Source organism: Haloprofundus salilacus, from assembly GCF_020150815.1.
In the GTDB taxonomy this organism is placed as follows: Archaea; Halobacteriota; Halobacteria; order Halobacteriales; family Haloferacaceae; genus Haloprofundus; species Haloprofundus salilacus.
This window is the reverse complement of record NZ_CP083723.1, coordinates 133,213-153,737: the sequence shown is the minus strand read 5'-3', so window position 1 is coordinate 153,737 and position 20,525 is coordinate 133,213. Positions and strand designations below refer to the sequence as shown.

Sequence of the window (20,525 nt, the reverse complement as noted above, 5' to 3'; positions counted from 1 at the left end):
ACCCTCGCATCGTGGCAGGGAGGATATCAATCACGTTTCCACTTCCCCGGCTCTTCTCCGTATATCTCCCCTGCCGCTTCACGGGCGTTCGGCCAGAACGCGACAACCGCGAGACAGAGATACACGACCAAAAGTACGGCCGCAACGACCGTTCCCGGTATTCCCGGCAACGCTCCGTCGTCGAACCACGCCGCTTCAGGTGTCAAAATAGTGACCTTGACGACCCATGTGATGCCGACGATGACGAACAGGAGACCGTATATTCGACGAATGCGTCGCGAGAGGGCCTCGAGCATCGTCACTTTGAACGTCGGATAGCGAAGATCTCTACCCAGTTCCTCGCGCCACTCCGAGTGTTCTACTCCTTTAGGATCTAACGCGTTCGCGAAGACGTTCTGTTGAACGATTCGTACTCGGCTTCGGTAGAGGTCGTAGAAGCGATATCGCCGAGCTTCGTAGCTGAGAAAGATAGCCAGGATCACGATACCGACGAGCAGCAGGTTCGGGGAGATGCCCGGGCCGGCAAACACGACCGAGAGGAGTGCTGCGATTATCGTGACGACCCAGTTAGTCGTCTGATCGATTCGATTCTGGGCGTTGTTCGCCTGGCTGACCTCTCCCCGGTAGTAGTGGGGAATCGTCGATAGGAGCGCTTCTGCATCGTGAGCGAATTCGGCAGCGACCTCTTCGTCTTCGTCGTCGAGAGAATCGACAGGAGAACTGTGATCGTTCATACGCTACGTCGGTTCCTGAGCGGGAAATCGTCGCTGTCGAGAAACGAAGACAGTACGTTCCTAGGACGGGTCAGTCGTGTTCTTCGAGTCAGAGAGTGAACCGCCTCGGAGTCAAGCCCCGAGACACTCGCCTTGCTCATCTGTAGACCGCGACGGTCTATTGAAATATACAAAACATGATAGAAATCGCATGCCGAACAGAGGGCGCGAACGTAGCACGAGTCGATAGCTGGTCAACAGGAGAGAATCCGTTCAGTACAGGGGGCCTACTTACCAACAGTCACTTTCATCAGGCGACCATTCACAAGCGTTGCCAGTAGTCAGGTCGTTTTCGGCGATGTACGTCGAGAGACAAGCGTAGTTACAGAAGTATAGCGGCGATCCGCAATCGTCGGTACAGTTACGGACGCAAATCGGGTCGTGGTCGAAAATACGCGACCCACAGTACTCACACGTCTCGTCCGCGTCTGGGGTTGTGACAGTCGTGGACATACCTTGACTACAAACCAGACAGCAGAAAGCGTTTCGTAGATTCAGTCTCTACGTTCAGCGCACAGCTTCTGACAGTGGTTTGGTTGGTTTCGGCAATTCTTCCGGATGTAGCGCGCGTATTCATCAGCAGGGCTGCTCGATAAGTCGCCGCTCGACCGCATCCGAATCGGTCTACTGAGGCGAAATCACGTCTCCGGTGGGCTCGCGACCGGAAGCGTGAACGAGAATGTCGATCCCGCGCCCGGCTCCGAGTCGACCCAAATCTCGCCACCATGCCGTTCGATAATCCGCTCACAGAGGGCGAGTCCGATGCCGGTTCCCGGATGCTCGTCGCGGGTGTGGAGACGCTGAAACACGTCAAAGATGCGATTGGTAGCGGTCGGGTCGATGCCGATCCCCTCGTCGCGGACCGAGATCACGTGCACATCGAAGTCACGCTCGGCGGTGACACGTATCTGCGGCGGTTCGTCGCCCGAGTACTCGATGGCGTTATCGAGGAGATTCTGGAACACTTGGCGGATCTGGCTGGCATCGCCCTTGACCCGGGGGAGAGGATCGGCGGTGATCTCCGCGTTACTCTCCTCGATCTTTACCTGGAGGTTCTCGATTACGCCGTTGAGGATGGGATCTAAGTCAACCGGCTTGAGTGGGTCTCCTCGCGTCTCCACCCGAGAGTACTCGAGCAAACTGTCTATCATCTCCCGCATGCGCTCGGCTCCGTCGATAGCGAAGCCGATGAACTCCTCGGCGTTTTCGTCCAGCTCGTCCGCGTACCGCTGGTCGATAAGCTGGAGGTAGCTCGATACCATCCGCAATGGTTCTTGGAGGTCGTGGGAGGCCGCATAGGCGAACTGCTCTAACCGCTCGTTCGACTCCTCTAAGTCGTCGACCAACCGCTCGAGATCCGCCTGGTACCGATGGCGCTCGATCGCCTCCGCAAGGATATTTGCGACGCTCTGAACGAAGTTAACGTCCTCCTCGGTGAACTTCCGGCGGTGGGTGTCGTGGGTCCCGAGGATTCCCCACGGATCGTCGACTGAGCCAATAATAGTGCTGATACCGCTTTTGACGTCGTGGGAGGTGAGAAGGTCGGGGCCGGAAAAGCGCGTCTCGCTGTCGAGGTCCTCTACGATGACGGGCTCATCGGAGAGCAGCGTGTAGCCCGCCTGGGAGTTATCGTCGGAGGCCACGGTAGCGCGTCCGACGATTCCCTCCTGCCAGCCGACGCCTTGCCGTAACAAGAGCTTGCGCTCATCCGGGTCGAGGTCGAGCACTTTACAGTAAGCGTTGTCCAGAACGTCCGCAACTCTCCGTGCCGCTTCGTGCATCAGTTCGTCGAGGTCGTCGGCCTCGAGGGCGAACTGCCCGAACTCGGCTATGGCTTCTTGCTGGTGGGCTCGGGTTTCGAGCCTCCGATCGGCTTCCTTGCGCGCGGAGATATCGCGAATAACGCCGGTGAAATACCGGTCACCGCGATACCGGACCTCACTGAACGAGACCGCCAACGGGATCTCCGCCCCGTTTGCGTGCCTCCCGGGCAACTCGACGTAATCCCAATCGAGCGCTCGCTCGCCGGCTTCCAGATACCGTGTGATGCCCGCGTGGTGCTGTTCGCGGTACTCTTCGGGCATGAGTTCGGTCAGCGACTCGCCGATCAGTTCGATCCGGTCGTATCCGAAGATATCGGAGACCGCCGGGTTGACCGATTGGATGACGCTATCTTCGTCGATCGTCACGATTACGTCGTTGATCGACTCGGTGACCGCGCGGTACTGCTCGCGGAGTTCGGTGATGTCGTCTTCGACGATGACGACCCGGTCGAGCGTCCCGTCGTCGCTCTCGATGGGAGCAGCGTCGATCGAGAGCCACTTGCGCTTGCCGTCGGGGAGTTCGATTTTCGCCGTCCAGTCGTAGATAGGTCTGCCGGACTCGCGGACGAGCGCGAATGGACGTGCTTCCGCGGGAACCCGATTTCCGTTCTCGTCGAAGAACACACGGTCGTCGGCGTCGAGTTTCGCGGCGTCTGGGCGAAGGTGGCGAAGGGCCATCGCCTGCTCGTTCATCCGCTCGACCTGGCCATCGGCGGTGTGGACCGAAATCCCGACGGGGGCCGCATCCATCATCTCCGCGAGCAGTTCCCGTTCGCGGTCGAGTTCGTCTTTGATCTGCTTCCGAGCCACTAGACCTCCGATGTCGGCCGCGATCGAGCTGACGAGTTCGACGAGGTGGTCGTCTATGCCGCGCTCCTCCGCCATATGAAATTCGAGCACTACCGCCACTTCTCCCTCCGTCATTACGGGGACGCCTACCCCCGCTTGAAGACCGAACTGGGACGCAAGAGCCGTGCGTGGATAGACGGTTTCGGAGACATCGGTGACGTCGGGGAACCAGACAGGCTTACCCGATTCGATGACTCGTCCGGGGATTCCCTCGTCAGGTGCGAAGGTGAAGTCGCGAGAAGACTCCTCAAAGGGTGTGTATTTCGGATCCTCGACGTAAGCCACGGGCAATCGCTCGGCTGTTCTGTCGTCAGTCACGATCCATGCCTGCCCGATGACCCAATCGGTCCACTCGCAAACCTCCTCAAGCGCTGCTTGGATCCCAGCTTCGAGCGACGTCGCTTCTGCCACCGACCGGCTCACTGATAGGTGGAGCTGATGTTCCTCGCGAGCTCGCTTTCGATTTGTCATGTCGCGCGTGACCTTCGCGAATCCTTCGAGGTCGCCGTCGTCGTTTCGGATGGTCGTAATCGTGACGTTCGCCCAGAACTGCGACCCGTCCTTGCGCACACGCCAGCCTTCGTCCTCGATGGATCCCTGCTCAGCCGCAGCGGCCAAGTTCCCCTCAGGGATTCCGGCTGCACGGTCTTCCTCGGTATAGAAGGACGAGAAATGCTCGCCGACGATCTCCTCCTCAGCATAACCCTTGATGTGTGCGGCGCCGGAGTTCCAGCTCGCGACGTATCCGTCGGGATCGAGGCGGAAAATCGCGTACTCCTCGACGGCGTCGACTAGAGCGCGAAACTGAAGGTCACGATCATCCTGCGGGTGTTGATGGGTGTCGGCTGATTCCTTCAACCCCTCCTGTGAAGAGAACGGGTTATCCCCAGCCTCATCTGTCATTACCGCTTCCTGGTTGTAAGGGCGGAAAACTCTGACGGGAGGAGAGTTCTGCTGCGCTGAACAACGGCTCTGTCTTCGACACAACCTCATGAAATTCACCGAATGAGGGTGTCAACAGCGCGCCTGCGACCGCAATCCGAGACTGACCGTCGCTCGGACAACGAAGTAAAGCGCGGAAACAGGCGAAAAGAGGTGCACCCCCGAACTCCCCTTGTACCCTGCCGTCGTCGCGACACAGGCGGAGTCGTCGTTCGTGCGTACACCTCTAGTCGTCGGCGTGAGCCACCGTGGCCGCGTCGACGGCGATATCGATGTCCTGTGCGAGCGAGACGAGCGCGAACACTGGCGCGCGGCGCGCCCACTCGTCGATCGTCTCCTCGTCGATGTCCTCGCCTTCGACCTCTACTTCGGCGGTGAGGTTCTCGAAGACGCCGTCGGCTTCGTCGAGGTCGGCGAGACCGAAGAGGACGCTCGGGTCGCAGTCCGTCCGGACGCGCGTCTGGAGTTTCTCGATGTCGACGCCGTTGGCGACGGCGTTGATGGTGATGCCCACGTTGATGCACGAGGCGAGCGCGGAGAGCGCGACCTCGATCGGTTCCATCCGGTCGGTTGCACCGACCCATCCACCGGCGTCCAGCACCTCCTTCCATCCCCCGTACGGAATCGTGTACTCGCGGGTCTCGCGCTCAATCGTCTCGCTGCCGAGCGTGTACGAATCCATCGTCGCTAAGCTGTGCGCGCACGTCCCTTCGTAGGTCGAGCGGGCCCCGAGTCCGAGTTGCACCGCGTCGGGGTTTTCGGCCGCGTATTCGGCGAACTCGCCGAGTTTGTTCAGGTCCACTCCGTGGCTTATTTGTTCTCTTTCTGCCATGATTTTGTTTTGCCTCCCGGCGAGAGGCGATACGAGTGTTGAGGATAGGTAGCTATCTCGTGACGTCTCGGCAGGTCCTACCATCGTTTCAGTTACTGGCCACGCGTCAACAGTTGCTCACCGAACTCCGCCGAGGAATCGATGGCCCAACCAGTCAGTCCTGCAAAGTAGAGGGGAAGACACCGAGCAACGGGATGATATCGCGATCACTCAATGTAGGCTTCGGGTGCAACCGGTCGCGCGTCGATCTCGAACGACGCATACATCGATTCCGCCCACTCGCGGATAACCGGAACGTCGGTCTCGATCAATGCCTGGACCGACCCACTGGCCTGTTCGTAACAGCTGAGCGTAACTCGATCTTCAAGGAGGCCAATTCCGCATTGGGGGAGTTCGTCATGCTCAAGAATGGTAAAATTGTCCCGTTTCTCCATCTCTAAGCTGCGCTGGGGGTACGTCGCGAAGAAGTATGCGTGGCAACTCGGTCGGTCGATCAACGTCACGTCTAATCCGGTATCAATCAGGGAGAAGAGCGCGTCGAAGCAGGGCTCCATCAAGGCAACCTCGGGTCGAAGATAACGGACCTCGTTCGTCTGCTGGAGAAGCGACTCGAATCGGTTCACGGGGCGGTAGGGGGAAGCGGGCTCCGGGAGCGTGACAGTCATTTCGGACCAAGTCTCGGTTGGGAACTGAGTCACTTCGTCTGGAAGCCAGTGCCAGACGGCACGTAACTTTCGTTCAGTTTCGACAAGGCTAGTCAGGTCCTCCATCCCGTCTGCGATAGCCTCTCCCAGCCGTGTTGCCACGTACTGGCATCCCTCCTTCCGGACCCAAGTACGGTCTTCGAATTGGCGCAACGTTCGTCGAATCGTTGACGAAGACACTTCGGTCAACTCACAGAGTTCGGAGCGACTCCAGGGACGCTCCGTCAGCGCGACGAGCGTTGGGACACGATGTTCAGACCGTGCGAGATACGCGATGTCACCAATCGGTGAGTCAATGTCGACAGGTTTCATGGTACCTCATACCACGCTACTCGTTAGCAAGCATCAGAGATAACTATTCGGACTGTTCATGCGAGTAGAGGTCAGATTTGTGATGTTTGTAGATGGAGTAGGAGTCTTCCACGCGCCGTTTTGCGAGGTACGATGGCCGGTTCGACCCCGAGCGCGCGGATGGGGAAACCTCGCCGTTTACGGCGAGGAGGATGTTATCCCTTCATCCCGCTGAGGCTCATCCCGCGGATGAAGTAGTTCTGCGCCGCGAGGAACGCAACGAGGACGGGCGCGACAATGATGAGCGCGGCGGCCATCATCAGCCCCCATGCGGCGAAGTACTGGTTCCGAACGGCGAACAGCGCGATCGGCAGCGTGTACATCTCGTTCTCGTTGGCGATGATGAGCGGCCACTGGAAGTTGTTCCACGCGCCCATGAAGGTGAAGATGCCGAGCGTCGCCAGCGCGGGCTTCGCCAGCGGCAAGTACACCTTGTAGAACGTCTGGAACTCGTTGCAGCCGTCGATTTTGGCCGCGTCGCCGAGCGCCGACGGGAGGCTCTTGAAGTGCTGCCGAAACAGGAAGATGCCGAACGGTCCGGCTATCAGCGGTGCGATGAGTCCCTGGTAGGTGTTCGTCCAGTCGAGTTCGACGAGGATGAGATAGACGGGTATGAGCGTCACCATCCCTGGAATCATCATCGTCGAGATGAAGCCTAAGAAGAGCTTGTCGCGGCCCCAGAAGTCGAGCTTCGCGAGCGCGTAGCCCGCGAGGCTGTCGAACGTGAGGTTGAACAGCGTCACCGCGCCCGCGAAGATGACGGTGTTGGTCGTCGTCTCCGAGCGAATCCATCTCCAAGAGCACGTCCTCGGAGGCGAAGGAACTGAAGTAGCTCCCGTCGAGGTAGAAGACGTCCGGCGCGTTGCCCGCGCCGAGTTGCGTCTTCATCTTCTGTTTGTACTCCGACTGCACCGCGTTGTACTGGACGCTGATGTTCTCGTGGTCGGATTCGAACTCCGAGAGCAGTTCCTTGACGAGTTCGGATTCGGTGTCGTCGTCGGCTCACCCGGACAGCGTCAGGTCACCCGAAGGCGCGCCGCCCGAGCCACCGCTTCTGGAGCCGTTCGACCCGCCCGAACCGCCGGAGCCGCCCGAGTCGTTCGTACACCCGGCGACCAGCCCCGCCGCACCCGCAGCGGAGGCCGCACGCACGAATCGACGCCGTGTCATCCCGTCCGACCGCGTGGTATCGTTTGCCATGTTCAGCACATACGGACACCGATTAATAAACATTCGAGGTTTCTCACTACTGGGGTAGTGTGGACCGGGATGTATAACTGACTCCCGACCGGAGTCCACGCCGAATGAAGACTGACAGCACGGTGGCGCACGGGTCAACGTTTCTCGTAACGGACGAGGAGGGCGTTCCGACGCGTAGCCACGACGGCTTCTACCACCGGGACACGAGACGCCTCGACCGGTACCGACTCGGCGCGACCGGACGGACGCTCGAACCGCTCGAACTGGTCGACGTTCGACCCGCCGAGCGACTCGTCCACCTCGCGACGCCGCTGGAACGCGGCGCGCGGGCGCTGCAGCTGAGCCGCCGACAGTTCGTCACCGACGGCCTCTACGAGTCCGTCCGCGTCACGAACCTCACGCGCGACTCGAAGTCGGAGACGCTCGAACTGTCGGTCGGAACCCGGTTCGACGACCTGTTCGAGGTGCGCGGCTTCGAGGGGAACGCCGTCCACAAGCGTGACATCGCCGTCGAGACGCACGAAAACGGCGTGACGTTCGCCTATGACCCCGAGGACGTGGACTTCTCCGCGACGGTGTCAGTCGCCGTGAGTCGCGAGGCAGACCTGAGCGTCGACACCGCAAATGGCCGCGCGAACGCGACGCTGTCGATTCCACTCGAACTCGACGCCCAGGAGACGCAGTCGCTCTCGCTCGCGGTGACGACCGACGGCCCGGCCTCGGACCCCGAGGCGGCCGTCAGCGCCGCGCGCGAACAAGTCCGCGAACGTGAGCGGACGTGGCGAAAGGAGACCGTCCTCGACGACGTCCCCGAGGTTTGGGAGTCGGTACTCGAAGAAAGCCGCGAGAACCTGCTGGAACTCCGCCTCGACACCGAGTACGGCCCAATGCTCGCCGCGGGCGTCCCGTGGTTCGCGACGTCGTTCGGCCGTGACTCGCTCATCGCCGCCTACCAGTCGCTCGGTCTCTCGACCGCGCTGGCGAAAGGGACCTGTCGCTATCTCGCTGCCCACCAGGCCGACGAAGCCGACGAGTTCCGCGACGCCGAACCGGGGAAGATTCTCCACGAGGTCCGCTACGGCGAACTCGCCGCCCGCGGCGAGGTGCCGCACTCGCCGTACTACGGCACGGTCGACGCGACGGCGCTGTTCGTCGTTCTCGTCCACGAGACGTGGCGGCGAACCGGCGACGACGCGTTCGCCGAGGAGATGCGCCCGCACGTCGAGCGCGCGCTCGATTGGCTCGACGAGTACGGCGACCGAGACGGCGACGGCTTCCTCGAATATCCGACCGACGGCGGCGACGGCAGCCTCACCCACCAGGCGTGGAAGGACAGCGGCGACGGCATCATGCACCCCGACGGGTCGCATCCAACCGGGCCGCTGGCGGTCGCCGAGGTGCAGGGGTACGCGTACGACGCGAAGCGCCGCGGGGCGGACCTCGCGCGCTACGCTGGCGACGAGAGTCGCGCGACCGAACTGGAACGCGAAGCCACCGCCCTCAAGCGGGCGTTCGACGACGCGTTCTGGCTGCCCGAGGAGGACTGTTATGCCGTCGCACTCGACAGCGAGAAGGAGCAGGTCGCGTCGGTGACGACGAACGCGGGTCACTGCTTGTGGAGCGGCATCGTCCCCGAGGCGCGCGCGGACGCACTCGTCGACCGCCTCGTCGCCGACGACATGTTCACTGGGTGGGGCATCCGGACACTCGCGTCGAGCCACGGCGCGTACAACCCCCAGAGCTATCATCTCGGCAGCGTCTGGCCGCACGACAACTCGCTGGTCGTCCTCGGAATGGCCCGCTACGGCCGCGTCGGCGCCGCCAGAAGAGTCGCGGAGGGTCTCGTCGCGGCCGCCAAGGCGCGCGGCAACGACCGCCTTCCCGAACTGTTCGCGGGATTCGAGCGCGAGGAGACCGAGGTTCCCGTCTCCTACGGCGAGGCCTGCGAACCGCAGGCGTGGGCCGCCGCCGCGCCACTGGCGTTCCTGCAAGCCGTCACCGGAAGCGTCGCGGAGGTGCCGGACGAACCGGATTCACGGGACGCGCCGACGCCGAGTTCGTAAGCGCTGAGAACCAGTGAACCACCTCGGGGGTCAAACTCTGAGGCACTCGCCTTGTATATCTATAGAACCAGCGCGTTGACCGTTATCGACACTGTTGCTGCCACTCGGTCGCGAGTAATCCGTACAAGAGACAGTCGTGGTATTCTCCATCGACGAAATCGTGGTCTCGTTGCCTCCCTTCCTCGATGAAACCGATCTTGTCCAAGAGATGTTGGGCTGGCTCGTTGAATCCGATCACCTCCGCGACGAATTTATGAAGCCGACAGTGGTCGAACCCATACTCGATGAGCAGTTCGATCGCCTCGGTTCCATAGCCTTCGCCGGAGTAGTCTGGGTGTATCCAACAACTTGGTTCTGCAACACCTGCTGTCTCGTTTATCTCTGAGAACCCGACTAATCCAATAGGTTCCGTCTCAGCGGTGACGAGGAAGCGAACTGAAGATGATGGCTCCGAGTCCGAAGAGAAGATGGCGCGAATTTCGTTTAGCGTATACGGTTTGGAGGGCTCCATCGTTTTCCAAATTTCTGGCGAATTGATCGTTTCGTGGATGAACGCGATATCCTCCTCTTCGACCGTACAGAGTGATACAGTACTCCCTACAAGAAAGGCTGGCCCAGGCATGAACAGACTTGCTCGAAGCTCCGCTTAACGATTGTGAATGGGTTTCACAGTGGTCCGATACGCGGTACCTCCGTAGAATGGTGATAGACGTGATTGATGACTACATCCTCTGAATCCAGCACGTGCCTTCGGACAGATACTGGGTAGTTCGGTGTGACCGTGCCGTACAGAAGGCGTGAATCTCGAACCGGGCCACCCCTCAGCTGTCGAGAGCGCAGACCGTTCAATAACGGTGATTCTGTTGACCATCTCGACTGTGACGTTTCCCAATCGTCGTCTTGGTTCACTTCGAGCGCTACATCGTCGCACTCGGCAGTTCCGCCGGGAACCTCATGCTATTTGTCATCGTGGCTGGGTGGTGTCGACGAAGGGGTCGGCTATGCCTGATGATGCCGACAAGGATGCTCGGGAACGGGAAGTCGACGCCCTACCGGGATCGTCACTCCCCGGGGCAGCCGAGTTCGTACTGATTCGTTCGCGCTTCTGCGGGCAGGTCGACCGAGACAGGTTCTCCGTAGTTGCCGAACGTGGTGGTCATCGTCGTCCTCGCCGTGTTGTCCCCTTCCGACACTGTGAAGCGGAGTTCCGTCCTGAGGAGCCGCCCGGTGTCGGCGTCAAGCCAGGCGCGAAGTTCAGCGTCGTCAACGCTTGGACCGCCGAATAGCGGTTGCGACTGTTCGTCCTGGTACTCAGTAAGTGCGTCGGCGGTTGGTTCGCCCGTGATGATCACAGCCTGCTCGCCGTCGACAGTCTCGGTACCACTCCAGTACAGCGACCCCGACTCCAGCAGCGACAACTGCCGGACGGCAGGGGTCCGGTTCACCCACTCGGCGTCGCCGTTATGTTCCTCAACCGCCCAGCCGTCCCACGGGTGTGCACACTCCTGGTAGACGGTCCGATTCACCACGAACATTCGTCGCGACTCGCCGTTGCTGGTGGCGTTCGAGCGTATTTCCCGAGCCACAGCGTCGACGGATCCGGTCAGGTCGATGTCGACCCGTTCGGTGCGACTATCGGCGGTGGCGGTAACGGTCATTTCCGACTCAAAACGGTACGTCTCGGTCTCCGTCAGGGCGTCCGTCGCGTTGTTGAGGGCCTCCACTGCGCGCTCCTCGCGCGTGTGGTCGGGGCCAAGCTGCACACACCCTGAAATCAGGAGACAGACAGCCAGCAGGGCATGGAGGGCAGGGCGGGCCATGCACAATGTGATACATGTTATGAATAAAAACTTTGCCAACTCTACGGACGAGACTGACAAGAAGGAACAACTACGCACGCTCTTTCTAACAGCCGTTCAGCAGACCAAAAAGAGAAATAAACAGGCGCTCATTGATGGATACATTCCTCTGTATTCAGCACACAATCTATGTCACGTTCTGAGGGTTTTCGATGAGCAACTCAGCCAAATTCGTGGCAAACGAGGAATCGAGTAGCGCTAATTCAGACAGGATGAGACGTATCAGTTTGACGGCTCAGCTGTCAAGCGCCGTCTCGAACGTCAGTTCGACGGCTCGTTTCTGCAGTTCGAACGGAAGACTCGCTTTCACCGCACCGCCCGCCGTCGCTTCACCCTCGCTTGCCTTCTCGGCGGCCATCTCGGGTGTCAACGGCATGTGGACGAATCCCATCGGCGTCTCTAGTCCCTCTCGTTCGAGCAACGCGCGGGTGTTGTAGAGGATGTTGTTACACAGGTGCGTCCCTGCCGTGTTCGAGACGCGTGCGGGGATGCCGGCGTCCAAGAGCGATTCGACCACCGACACCACGGGGAGCGTCGAAAAGTACGCGTCCGCGCCGTCGGCGTCGATGACTTCGTTCCGCGGTTCCGCATCCGCGTTGTCGGCGACACCGCCGCAGTCGTTAGTGTTGATGCCGATTCGTTCGATCGACACCCCGGAGCGGCCGGCCGCGAGTCCGGTCGAGACGATTATTTCGGGGTCGTAGTCGGCGACGAGCGTCGCCATCTCGTCGGCGGCCGCGTCGTACTCGACCGGAAGCACACGCCCGACGATTTCGTGTCCGTTCACCGTTTCGCCGTCGAGTTCCTCGGCGAGCGTCTCGGTCGGGTTTTCGTCGTCATCACCGAATGGTTCGTAACCGGTGAGCAACAGCGTCATCGGCCCTCGTTCGCCCCGCTTCTCGCGTCGTCGTCGTACGGCCATCGCCCGCCCATCTTCAGTTCGGTGACGTAGCCGGCGTCGATGCTGTCGCGAATCTCCTCGCGCGTCCGGTGCGGCGTCTCCACGTCGTCGCTGGCGAGATAGTAGGCCGTACTCGCGAGAATCGTCGCCACGTCGCGCAGGTCGCGTGGGTCGAGTTTGTCGAGTGTGTCGGCGTGGGTGTGGCCCCACCCGCGACCGCTCTGCTCGGAGGTCGAGGTGGCCATGACGGCCGGGACGCCCTCCTGGACGAACGCCCACTGGTCGCCGTGCGGCGAGATGGTGTCGCCCGATTGGATCGGCACGTCGAGCGCCTCGCCCACGGTCTCGAACCCCTCGCCCATCGCGTCGAAACCGTTGGTTCCCACGCGGACGTTTCGGGAGTTCGCCGGGCCGTCGACGTTGAGCACGCACTTGACCGCGTCGAGGTCGTGGCTCTCCGCCCAGTGGTACGCCCCCCAGAGTCCGATCTCTTCGGAGCCGAAGGTGACGAACCGGACTCGGCTGTCGAGGTCGGACTCGACCTGCGCGAGCAACCGACCGATTTCGGCGACGAGCGCCGACCCCGCGCCGTTGTCGTTGGCGCCATCGGCGATGTCGTGGGCGTCGACGTGCGCGGTGACCAAGACCTCCTGCTCGGCGTCAGCAGGTCCCAGGACACCCTCGACGTTTCTCGACTTCGTGGGTTCGTTCCGGCAGTCGACGTCGAGTTCGATGACGAACTCCACCTCATTCTCCGCGTAGCGGACGAGTCGCTCGCCGACCTCCTTGGAGACGCCGACGGCGGGGATGGGACCCGGACGGTTATGATAGCCGACCTCGCCGGTCGGCGGCAGTGACCCCTCGATGTGGTTTCGGAAGAGAAAGCCGACCGCACCGTGCTCGGCGGCGTTGACGTACTTCTCCATGCGGTGGAGCCACCGGTCGGCGTTTTCGGGGGTGTTGCTGGAGACGAGCGCGATTGCGTCCTCTAGGTCGGCGGCGGCGGCGTCGAACTCCTCGTACGTGCCGTCGCCCACGTCGACGACCGGACCCGAAACCGTCCCCGAGGGCGACCCCGGCAGCGCCAACACCTCGTGTTGGCTCTCGTGGCGACGCGGGTGCGACCCGCGGAGTTCGAGCGAGGAACTGCCGCGCCACCAGCCGGGGATGTCGAACTCGTCGATTTTCACGCCGCGCAATCCCGCTCTCTCGAACGCATCGGCGACGACCTCCGCGCCTGCCGCCTCGCCCTCCTGTCCGGCCATCCGGTTGCCGACGTCGACGAGCGACTGGAGCGTCTCCCACCCGAACGTGCTGGTCTGTGCGTCGCCGACGATTTCGTCGGGAAGTCGTGTCATGAGAGAGCCTTCGTCGGGGTAGACAAGAGTGTCGGGGAAGCGGTAGCCGGCGCCAGTGGTGGGGAACCCGGCTACAGTTCGACACAAACGCCATTCCGCTGGCGACCGACCGTCTCCTATGGACTGCGGAGTCGCAGTCGGACCAATAGCAGTATTCGGAGGAACGAGTCGATGAGCAGCGACCACCGACTCGGACTACGACCAGCCACCACCGAGCACACCGACAAATCGCTGCAGGTTGACGGCGAGATTCCGTCGTGGCTCGACGGGACGCTCGTCCGCAATGGACCGGGGTCGTTCGCCGTCGGCGACCGGCGAGTGAACCACTGGTTCGACGGGCTGGCGATGCTCCGGCGGTTCGCCATCGACGACGGCGAGGTCCGGTATACCAATCGATTCCTGCGAAGCCGACAGTTTCGCCACGTCCGCGAGCACAGCCGCCTCCGTCTCCGCGAGTTCGGGACGGACCCGCAGTGGCGCGGACTCGGACGCCTTCGACGGTTCGGCACCCGCGTGGCGACGGACAATGCCTCCGTCGACGTTGTCTACCTCGGCGGCCGCCACCTCGCGGCGACGGAGACGCCGCGGTGGACCGCCTACGACCCCGAGACACTCCGAACGCGCGGGCCGAGAGAGTTCGACGACGAGGTGGGGCGGGCGGGACCGCTTGCACACGTCCACTACGACCCGTTTCGCGAGGAGACAGTGGGCGTTGCGACGCGCTTCGGTCTGCGAAGCGAGTACCTCGTCTACCGCGTCCCCGACGGGAACGAACGCCGCGAGGTGCTCGCGCACATCCCCATACACCAACCCGGCTACCTCCACAGTTTCGCGCTGACGCCGAACTACATCGCGCTGCTCGTCCCGCCACTGCGGACGACTCCGCTCGCACTGCTTCGGGACCGGCCGTTCGTCGAGAGCTACCGCTGGCAACCCGAGCGCGGGATGCGTATTTTCGTCGTCGACAGAGAGAGCGGCGAACTCGTGACCAACGCGCGAACCGCGCCATGCTTCGTCTTCCATCACGTCAACGCCTTCGAACGCGAGGGTGCGCTTCATCTCGACGTCGCGGCATTCGAGGACGCGAGCGTCGTCGACGCGTTCCGCCTCGACGCGTTCGACTCATCCGATTTCTCGCCGCCGGGCGCGGAACTTCGACGCCTGCAGATCGGCCTCGCGTCGGGACACGTCGTCGCGCGGACGCTCCACCCGGGCCACGTGGAGTTCCCGACGATTCACTACGCGCGGCACAATACCCGGCCGTACCGCTACGTCTACGGCGTCGGTACCGAGGAGCGCTCGCCGCAAGGCTTCTCAGACAGGATTCTGAAAGTCGACTTAAAGGAGCGAAGCGGGCAGTTTCAGACCTCGGAGACGTGGACCGAACCGAACGTCTACCCGGGCGAACCACTGTTCGTCCCGCGCGAATCGCCACAGGCTGACGGAGAACGCGGAGACGACGTCGCCGAAGACGACGGCGTGTTGCTCTCTGTGGTGCTCGACGCGGACGCCGAGCGGTCGTTCCTCCTGGTACTCGATGCGGCGACGATGGCCGAACGCGCTCGCGCGGTGTTCTCAAAGCCGATCCCGTTCGACTTCCACGGGCAGTTCTACCGGACGGGCGAGCGACCGACGCGCTCGATGGCGTAAGCGCGGCGAGCGACCAAGTCAGAGATGCGCTCTATCGAAATTCTCTGCACGAGATTGGTTTTAGCGGGCATGCTGACTACAACGCGCGTACACAGCAGGTCAACTGTCCAAGTAGAGACGTGCGGCGAGCGTTTAAGACAGAACCGCTATTTATCAGAACCGGTCGATCCAAGGACGGAGATGAGTTCAAACGGTCGGTTCGATATTCTGGTTCAGGTGGAACCTGTTTTCTGGATCCCACTCCGCTTTGAGGGCGGCAAGCCGATCGTAGACTTCCTCACCGTAGGCTGCACGAATCCGTTCTTTGTCGTCGGTTTCGGTGATGAAATTGACGTAGACGCCGCCCGAGGCGTGCGGCGTGAGAGCGTCAAATAACTCCCGTGACCATTTGATGCTCCGTTCGTCCTCCGGTTCGCGCCACCGAGCTTGGAGATTCAGGACCCACGGGGCATCCCGGTGGGGATACGGTGCTGAATCAGCAGATTGGCGTGAGATTTCACCACCAAGCGCAAGCATTCCGATGGTAGACTCGGGTGTGGGGAGTCTCTCAGCGTGTTCACAGAGGACATCGATGACCTCGTCGGAGAGTTCCGCGTAATGTGACTTCCAGTAGTTTCGGGCGCCCTCGGCGTTCGCCGCGTCGAATGTCGACTGGAAGGCAGTGTACGGTTTCGGCCCGACTGCGTCGGCGACAGGATCACCAATTTCGCGCAGCGGACCGAGTGCAGTCTTGCCTTCGTTAGGGTCTCCCGCGTAAATCATCGCAATTAGTAGGATCCTCTCGCCGTGGATTTCTTGAGGTAGAAATGGTGCGGGCGGTGCATGCCGGATTGCCATGAGGCAGGACACGTTGTCAGGCGCCTCGTGCATGACGGCGGCGACTTCACGCATAACCTGAGGAGCGTCCTCAAAGGTATGAGCGACCGGACCCGCGAGGACGGTCGGACTGAGGTCGTGTAGGTCGAACTCGAAGGACGTCACGACGCCGAAGTTCCCACCCCCACCGCGGAGACCCCAGAACAGATCCGGGTTCTCGTCCTCGCTCGCTCGAACGAGTTCACCGTCGGCGGTGACGAGGTCAACCGATCGAAGACTGTCGACGGTCAGGCCGTACTTACGCGAGAGATAGCCGAATCCGCCGCCGAGTGTCAGTCCAGCGATGCCGGTCGAAGAGACGAACCCACCGGGGACGACTAGCCCGTGAGCTTGCGTCTCCTGATCGACATCGTGTAGGACAGCACCAGGCTCAACGCGGGCGGTCCTGCTCTCGGAGTCAACTCTGACAGATCTCATCTTCGAGAGGTCGAGCATGAGCCCGTTGTCACAGACGGCGTAGCCTGCAACGTTGTGACCACCACCCTTAATTGCAATCTCTAAATCGTGGTCGCGGGCGAAACCCACTGCCTGCATTACGTCGGCTGCGCCAAGTGCTCGCACGATGATCGCTGGATATCTATCAATCATCGCATTCCAGACGGTACGGGCCTCGTTGTATCCATCTTCATCTGGCAGCAAAATCTCACCTCGGACGCGCGTTCGGAGCTGGTCAGCCGCCTCACTTTCGAATGGCCGATGTTGTGTGAATGTTACCATGAATTTGTGAAGTAGGGGTGCTACACCCACCTTTATTCAGACCTACGGGCGAAAACCATGTAAAGAGCTAGCGTCCCTCACACCCAGAGTTTGGTACGGATGACTGAGCGAGCCGAACAGATAACAGAAATCGTGTACTGAGTAGCCGTCTAACCTAGCGGCTGTTTCACACTCTATATGCAGTAAATAGATCTGTTCGATAAACTGGTATCTCACTGGGAAATTTGCGGAATACACCGCACGTATCCATCCTACAAGTTCGAACTAAGCAGGATTCATCTCGCTCGAAGCCACGGGGACACGAGAATACAGCCGCAAACAGTGGAACCCTCTTTCTCGGTTTACGATGGTTACGAGAGCCTGTCCGCAGATGTTACTAATCCCCCGGGCTATCAAATAGAGTCGAATCCGCCTTGATCGACGCGTAGACCCGTTCGGCCCACTCGCGGGCGAGAGGCGAGTCCGTATCGACGAACGCCTGCAACAGTCCCGTCTCGTCGTCGTATCCACCAATCCCGACGCGTTCGTCGAAGATAGCGAGTCCATAGGGCAACTTCTCGCGGGTCCGAAGGGTAAATTGCCCGCTGTCGATTGCCTCGTTCGCCCGGGCCGGGTACGTGTCCAAGAGTTTCTCGACGATAGAGAGTGGGTATATGACTTCGCTCTCGGTGGCATCGAATATCTGCTGGTAGAACTCACCGATGCTCAACGGCGCCATGTGTGTCGTATTGAACCCCCAGAACGTCTCCGACTCGCTCACGAGCGAGATGAATCGTTCGACCGGTCGGTACGGAACGGCCGGTTCCGCGACAGTTACGGTCGCCTCAACCATCGGTTCGATGGCGAACTCCGCGTGGTGCGGACAGATCACGTCCAACAGTGGCCCCATCCGATGGACGCTGCTCACGTTCGCCTCGAATCGAAGTACCTCGTCGGTGACCGCCTCGCCACGTCCCGTCAACTGGAACCGGCTATCGACTTTCTCGACGAACCCCTGTTCGTCGAGCCACTTCGTCAAGCGGTGACTCGTCGCCCGCGAGACGTCGAGGCGCTCTTCGATGTCGCGGCGGTCCAGTGGCTCCTCACGGAGTGCTTCGAGGACTGGGCCGTGTCGGACGATATCGCCGAGCAGGTCCGTGTCGATGCGCGAACCGGCCGCGTCCATACGCTTGCCGAGGTATTTCTGATTCCGCGCGTTCTGCAGGACGGCCTCTAGAATCGGCGACCCTGGCGGTTTGAACACGAGGTCGGGTGATTGGTCGTCTTCGGGGGTGTCCATGTCATTCACTAGCGCAGTGTATGATGGCACTGGTAGTAATTCTAGCCCGTAGGATGCCGAGTTCCGTTCACGCTCTGAAACGTTTACTCACACCCTGAAACGGTGTTCAGTTGGTCGAACGGTATCTCTGTGGATGAGGCCAATACGTCTGTTGCCTACAGTTCAGGTATGGCACCACCGACTATCGCCGACGAACCGATCGATGAAGAAAAATTAGACAAACTCGTCGGAATGGCCGTCAACGAGCTCGGGGCGGCATATTACGCGCCACTGATCGTCATCGGCGACAGGCTCGGCCTCTACGAAGCGTTGTCCGACGGCGGGCCACTCACACCTGTCGAGTTGGCTGAGCGGACCGACACCGTGGAACCGTACGTCAACGAATGGCTCGCCGCGGGAGCGGCAGGCGGATACGTTACCTACGATTCGGAGACGGGCCGCTACAGCCTCACACCAGAACAGGCGGCGCTGCTGGCCGACGAGGATAGCCCCGCGTTCCTCGTTGGTGGGTTCCAGGGTTTGATGGGCTATCAGAAACGCCTCTCAGAGATCGAAGCCGACTTCCGAACCGGTGAGGGTGTGGGCTGGCACGAGCAAGACGAGGACGTGTGTCACGGCACGGAGCGCTTCTACCGGCCCAGTTATGAGACGAATTTCATCGACGAGTGGATCCCTGCACTCGATGGAATGGACGCGAAACTCACAGCGGGTGCCCGTGTGGCTGATGTGGGCTGTGGTCACGGCGCATCGACGATCATCATGGCCGAAGCCTACCCCGGTTCGGAGTTCGTTGCTATTGATTACCACGATCACTCTATTGAGGTGGCCCGCAAGCGAGCCGAAGAAGCTGGTGTTGCGGACCGTATCAGCTTCGAGGTGGCGACCGCGAAGGAGTACAACGGGACCGACTACGACCTCGTGATGATGTTCGACGCGTATCACGACATGGGTGATCCGGTCGGCGTGGCGTCACACGTCAGGGAGACGCTCGCCGACGACGGGGTGTGGATGTTAGTTGAGCCGTTCGCCAACGATCGGATCGAGGACAACCTGAACCCGGTGGGCAGGGCGTTCTACTGCGCTTCGACGATGGCCTGTGTGCCGAACTCGCTCAACCAGGGCGGCGACCCCGTCTTGGGAGCACAGGCTGGCGAAGCGCGTCTCCGTGAGGTGATTACCGAGGGCGGGTTCACGAGCGTCCGCCGGGCGACCGAGACGCCGTTCAACCTCGTACTCGAAGCCAGATCGTGATGACGAGTACACCACCGGTCGAGCGCGCGGTCGGTACTATATGCCCGTGGGGATAACGGGTGGACATGACCGAGACGGCCGAGACGACGAGGTACCGCGTCGCGGAGATGACGTGGCAGGAACTCGAAGACGCGCTCGCCGAGACCAGGACGCTGTTGCTCCCGGTGGGAAGCACCGAACAGCACGGCCACCATTTGCCCCTGGGTGTGGACGTATACATGCCCGAGGCAATCGGCGAGCGGGTCGCCGCAGCCAGCCCGGCCTTGCTCGCACCGCCGCTCTGGTACGGCGTGAGTCCCCACCACACGTTCAAGCCGGGGACGTTCACCGTCTCGACGGAGACGTTCCAGCGATACGTCTTCGATATCTGCGAGTCCGCGACCGACTGGGGGATCGAACACATTCTGCTTCTCAACGGCCACTACCTCGCACAGGACCCAGAACTCGACATTGTCGTCCGACGGCTGAGAAACGAACTCGGCATCGAAGCGTTCCACGTGCCGCTGGTCGAACTATTCGCCGACGTCGCCGCGGAGATCCGCACCGGGGACGTCTCGTTTCACGCTTCGGAGTTCGAGACGAGCATCATGCTCGAACTGTTCCCGGATCTAGTGGACATGGACCGGGCGAAAGACGTCCCACCGCCCGAAGAGTCGTTGCCGCTGACCGATTACGACGCGCTCGGCGAGAACAAGGTCGGGTGGGCACTGAGCGCGGACGACATGGAGGAGTTGACGCCGACCGGCAACATCGGCGATCCGACCGTCGCGACACAACGGAAGGGTGCGCAACTTGTCGAGGCGGCGGTGTCCGACATCCGCCTGCTCGTCGACGCGCTCGAAACGGCTGAGTAACAGCCGTCGGTCGAGATGACCCCGACTTTCGGGCAGATGGCATCCTCCGACGCCGTGTACAGTGTAGCCTCCTTACACAGAGGGGACGATTGATATTCTCGAGCCGCATACACCCTCTGTCTGCAGCACATAGATTCTCTCGAAGAAGTGGTATCTCACTGGGAAGCTAGCTGAATACAATGCGCGAGTGCAGCATGAGGGACACTCAACTGAGTGAAGAATCGGACTATTGCTATATACACC

At 61.2% G+C, this 20,525-nt stretch carries 17 protein-coding genes and 1 pseudogene; 4 read left to right on the top strand and 14 right to left on the bottom strand.

Features of this window, described 5'->3' with window-relative positions; translation table 11 throughout:
• Positions 1 to 26: 26 nt before the first annotated feature.
• The 8 genes and pseudogenes from LAQ58_RS00685 to LAQ58_RS00650 form a co-directional block, all read right to left on the bottom strand.
• Positions 27 to 734: a DUF2270 domain-containing protein gene (locus LAQ58_RS00685; protein ID WP_224448704.1), complete on the bottom strand. Its 708-nt coding sequence runs from the start codon at positions 732 to 734 to the stop codon at positions 27 to 29.
• Positions 735 to 1,004: 270 nt separating this feature from the next.
• Entirely contained in the window at positions 1,005 to 1,226 is a 222-nt protein-coding gene (locus LAQ58_RS00680) for a hypothetical protein (RefSeq protein WP_224448703.1), read from the bottom strand.
• Positions 1,227 to 1,411: 185 nt separating this feature from the next.
• Complete coding sequence (locus tag LAQ58_RS00675) at positions 1,412 to 4,348, bottom strand: PAS domain S-box protein (protein WP_224448702.1); 2,937 nt, start codon at positions 4,346 to 4,348, stop codon at positions 1,412 to 1,414.
• 265 nt (positions 4,349 to 4,613) lie between these two features.
• Entirely contained in the window at positions 4,614 to 5,219 is a 606-nt protein-coding gene (locus LAQ58_RS00670; RefSeq protein WP_224448701.1) for an OsmC family protein, read from the bottom strand.
• A gap of 206 nt (positions 5,220 to 5,425) precedes the next feature.
• Entirely contained in the window at positions 5,426 to 6,235 is an 810-nt protein-coding gene (locus LAQ58_RS00665; protein ID WP_484494503.1) for a helix-turn-helix transcriptional regulator, read from the bottom strand.
• Positions 6,236 to 6,429: 194 nt separating this feature from the next.
• Positions 6,430 to 7,017, bottom strand: coding sequence for a carbohydrate ABC transporter permease (locus LAQ58_RS00660; protein ID WP_224448699.1), 588 nt, complete (start codon positions 7,015 to 7,017; stop codon positions 6,430 to 6,432).
• A 40-nt stretch (positions 7,018 to 7,057) separates the two neighbouring features.
• Positions 7,058 to 7,240, bottom strand: a pseudogene (locus LAQ58_RS19030) (extracellular solute-binding protein); the annotation flags it as partial.
• A gap of 36 nt (positions 7,241 to 7,276) precedes the next feature.
• Positions 7,277 to 7,474 carry a hypothetical protein gene (locus tag LAQ58_RS00650; RefSeq protein WP_224448698.1) on the bottom strand — a complete coding sequence of 66 codons (198 nt, stop codon included), beginning with the start codon at positions 7,472 to 7,474 and terminating at the stop codon, positions 7,277 to 7,279.
• 104 nt (positions 7,475 to 7,578) lie between these two features.
• On the opposite strand from LAQ58_RS00650, the gene LAQ58_RS00645 reads away from it, so the two are divergent.
• Positions 7,579 to 9,537 (top strand): amylo-alpha-1,6-glucosidase, encoded by a 1,959-nt coding sequence (locus tag LAQ58_RS00645; RefSeq protein WP_224448697.1) that lies wholly within the window; start codon positions 7,579 to 7,581, stop codon positions 9,535 to 9,537.
• Between the two features lie 82 nt (positions 9,538 to 9,619).
• On the opposite strand, the gene LAQ58_RS00640 is transcribed toward LAQ58_RS00645, so the two are convergent.
• The 4 genes from LAQ58_RS00640 to LAQ58_RS00625 form a co-directional block, all read right to left on the bottom strand.
• Positions 9,620 to 10,159, bottom strand: a complete 540-nt coding sequence (locus LAQ58_RS00640) for a GNAT family N-acetyltransferase (protein ID WP_224448696.1) — start codon at positions 10,157 to 10,159, stop codon at positions 9,620 to 9,622.
• 439 nt (positions 10,160 to 10,598) lie between these two features.
• Positions 10,599 to 11,357, bottom strand: a complete 759-nt coding sequence (locus LAQ58_RS00635) for a LolA-like protein (protein ID WP_224448695.1) — start codon at positions 11,355 to 11,357, stop codon at positions 10,599 to 10,601.
• Positions 11,358 to 11,631: 274 nt separating this feature from the next.
• Positions 11,632 to 12,273, bottom strand: a complete 642-nt coding sequence (locus LAQ58_RS00630) for a pyroglutamyl-peptidase I (protein WP_224448694.1) — start codon at positions 12,271 to 12,273, stop codon at positions 11,632 to 11,634.
• Positions 12,270 to 13,655: a M28 family peptidase gene (locus LAQ58_RS00625; protein ID WP_224448693.1), complete on the bottom strand. Its 1,386-nt coding sequence runs from the start codon at positions 13,653 to 13,655 to the stop codon at positions 12,270 to 12,272. The genes LAQ58_RS00630 and LAQ58_RS00625 overlap by 4 nt, the downstream gene beginning before the upstream one ends.
• A 171-nt stretch (positions 13,656 to 13,826) precedes the next feature.
• Here LAQ58_RS00625 and LAQ58_RS00620 point away from each other — a divergent pair, with 171 nt between their 5' ends.
• On the top strand, positions 13,827 to 15,305 hold the full coding sequence (locus LAQ58_RS00620) for a carotenoid oxygenase family protein (protein ID WP_224448692.1): 1,479 nt from the start codon (positions 13,827 to 13,829) through the stop codon (positions 15,303 to 15,305).
• A 186-nt stretch (positions 15,306 to 15,491) separates the two neighbouring features.
• Here the strand turns inward: LAQ58_RS00620 and LAQ58_RS00615 are convergent, their stop codons facing one another.
• Positions 15,492 to 16,898: an FAD-binding oxidoreductase gene (locus tag LAQ58_RS00615; protein ID WP_425490724.1), complete on the bottom strand. Its 1,407-nt coding sequence runs from the start codon at positions 16,896 to 16,898 to the stop codon at positions 15,492 to 15,494.
• 376 nt (positions 16,899 to 17,274) lie between these two features.
• Positions 17,275 to 18,177, bottom strand: a complete 903-nt coding sequence (locus LAQ58_RS00610; RefSeq protein ID WP_224450199.1) for a helix-turn-helix transcriptional regulator — start codon at positions 18,175 to 18,177, stop codon at positions 17,275 to 17,277.
• A 168-nt stretch (positions 18,178 to 18,345) separates the two neighbouring features.
• On the opposite strand from LAQ58_RS00610, the gene LAQ58_RS00605 reads away from it, so the two are divergent.
• Entirely contained in the window at positions 18,346 to 19,428 is a 1,083-nt protein-coding gene (locus tag LAQ58_RS00605; RefSeq protein WP_425490723.1) for a class I SAM-dependent methyltransferase, read from the top strand.
• A gap of 65 nt (positions 19,429 to 19,493) precedes the next feature.
• The gene (locus tag LAQ58_RS00600) at positions 19,494 to 20,282 is read left to right on the top strand and encodes a creatininase family protein (protein ID WP_224448689.1); all 789 of its coding nucleotides are present in this window, start codon (positions 19,494 to 19,496) and stop codon (positions 20,280 to 20,282) included.
• The last annotated feature ends 243 nt before the right edge of the window (positions 20,283 to 20,525 follow it).

Coding starts and splice junctions, on each gene's coding strand:
- LAQ58_RS00665 (WP_484494503.1), bottom strand. CDS start 6,235: ATGAAACCTGTCGACATTGACTCACCGATTGGTGACATCGCGTATCTC.
- LAQ58_RS00615 (WP_425490724.1), bottom strand. CDS start 16,898: ATGGTAACATTCACACAACATCGGCCATTCGAAAGTGAGGCGGCTGAC.
- LAQ58_RS00605 (WP_425490723.1), top strand. CDS start 18,346: ATGGCACCACCGACTATCGCCGACGAACCGATCGATGAAGAAAAATTA.
- LAQ58_RS00610 (WP_224450199.1), bottom strand. CDS start 18,177: ATGGACACCCCCGAAGACGACCAATCACCCGACCTCGTGTTCAAACCG.
- LAQ58_RS00625 (WP_224448693.1), bottom strand. CDS start 13,655: ATGACACGACTTCCCGACGAAATCGTCGGCGACGCACAGACCAGCACG.
- LAQ58_RS00640 (WP_224448696.1), bottom strand. CDS start 10,159: ATGCCTGGGCCAGCCTTTCTTGTAGGGAGTACTGTATCACTCTGTACG.
- LAQ58_RS00600 (WP_224448689.1), top strand. CDS start 19,494: ATGACCGAGACGGCCGAGACGACGAGGTACCGCGTCGCGGAGATGACG.
- LAQ58_RS00630 (WP_224448694.1), bottom strand. CDS start 12,273: ATGACGCTGTTGCTCACCGGTTACGAACCATTCGGTGATGACGACGAA.
- LAQ58_RS00635 (WP_224448695.1), bottom strand. CDS start 11,357: ATGGCCCGCCCTGCCCTCCATGCCCTGCTGGCTGTCTGTCTCCTGATT.
- LAQ58_RS00650 (WP_224448698.1), bottom strand. CDS start 7,474: ATGGCAAACGATACCACGCGGTCGGACGGGATGACACGGCGTCGATTC.
- LAQ58_RS00675 (WP_224448702.1), bottom strand. CDS start 4,348: ATGACAGATGAGGCTGGGGATAACCCGTTCTCTTCACAGGAGGGGTTG.
- LAQ58_RS00620 (WP_224448692.1), top strand. CDS start 13,827: ATGAGCAGCGACCACCGACTCGGACTACGACCAGCCACCACCGAGCAC.
- LAQ58_RS00645 (WP_224448697.1), top strand. CDS start 7,579: ATGAAGACTGACAGCACGGTGGCGCACGGGTCAACGTTTCTCGTAACG.
- LAQ58_RS00670 (WP_224448701.1), bottom strand. CDS start 5,219: ATGGCAGAAAGAGAACAAATAAGCCACGGAGTGGACCTGAACAAACTC.
- LAQ58_RS00685 (WP_224448704.1), bottom strand. CDS start 734: ATGAACGATCACAGTTCTCCTGTCGATTCTCTCGACGACGAAGACGAA.
- LAQ58_RS00680 (WP_224448703.1), bottom strand. CDS start 1,226: ATGTCCACGACTGTCACAACCCCAGACGCGGACGAGACGTGTGAGTAC.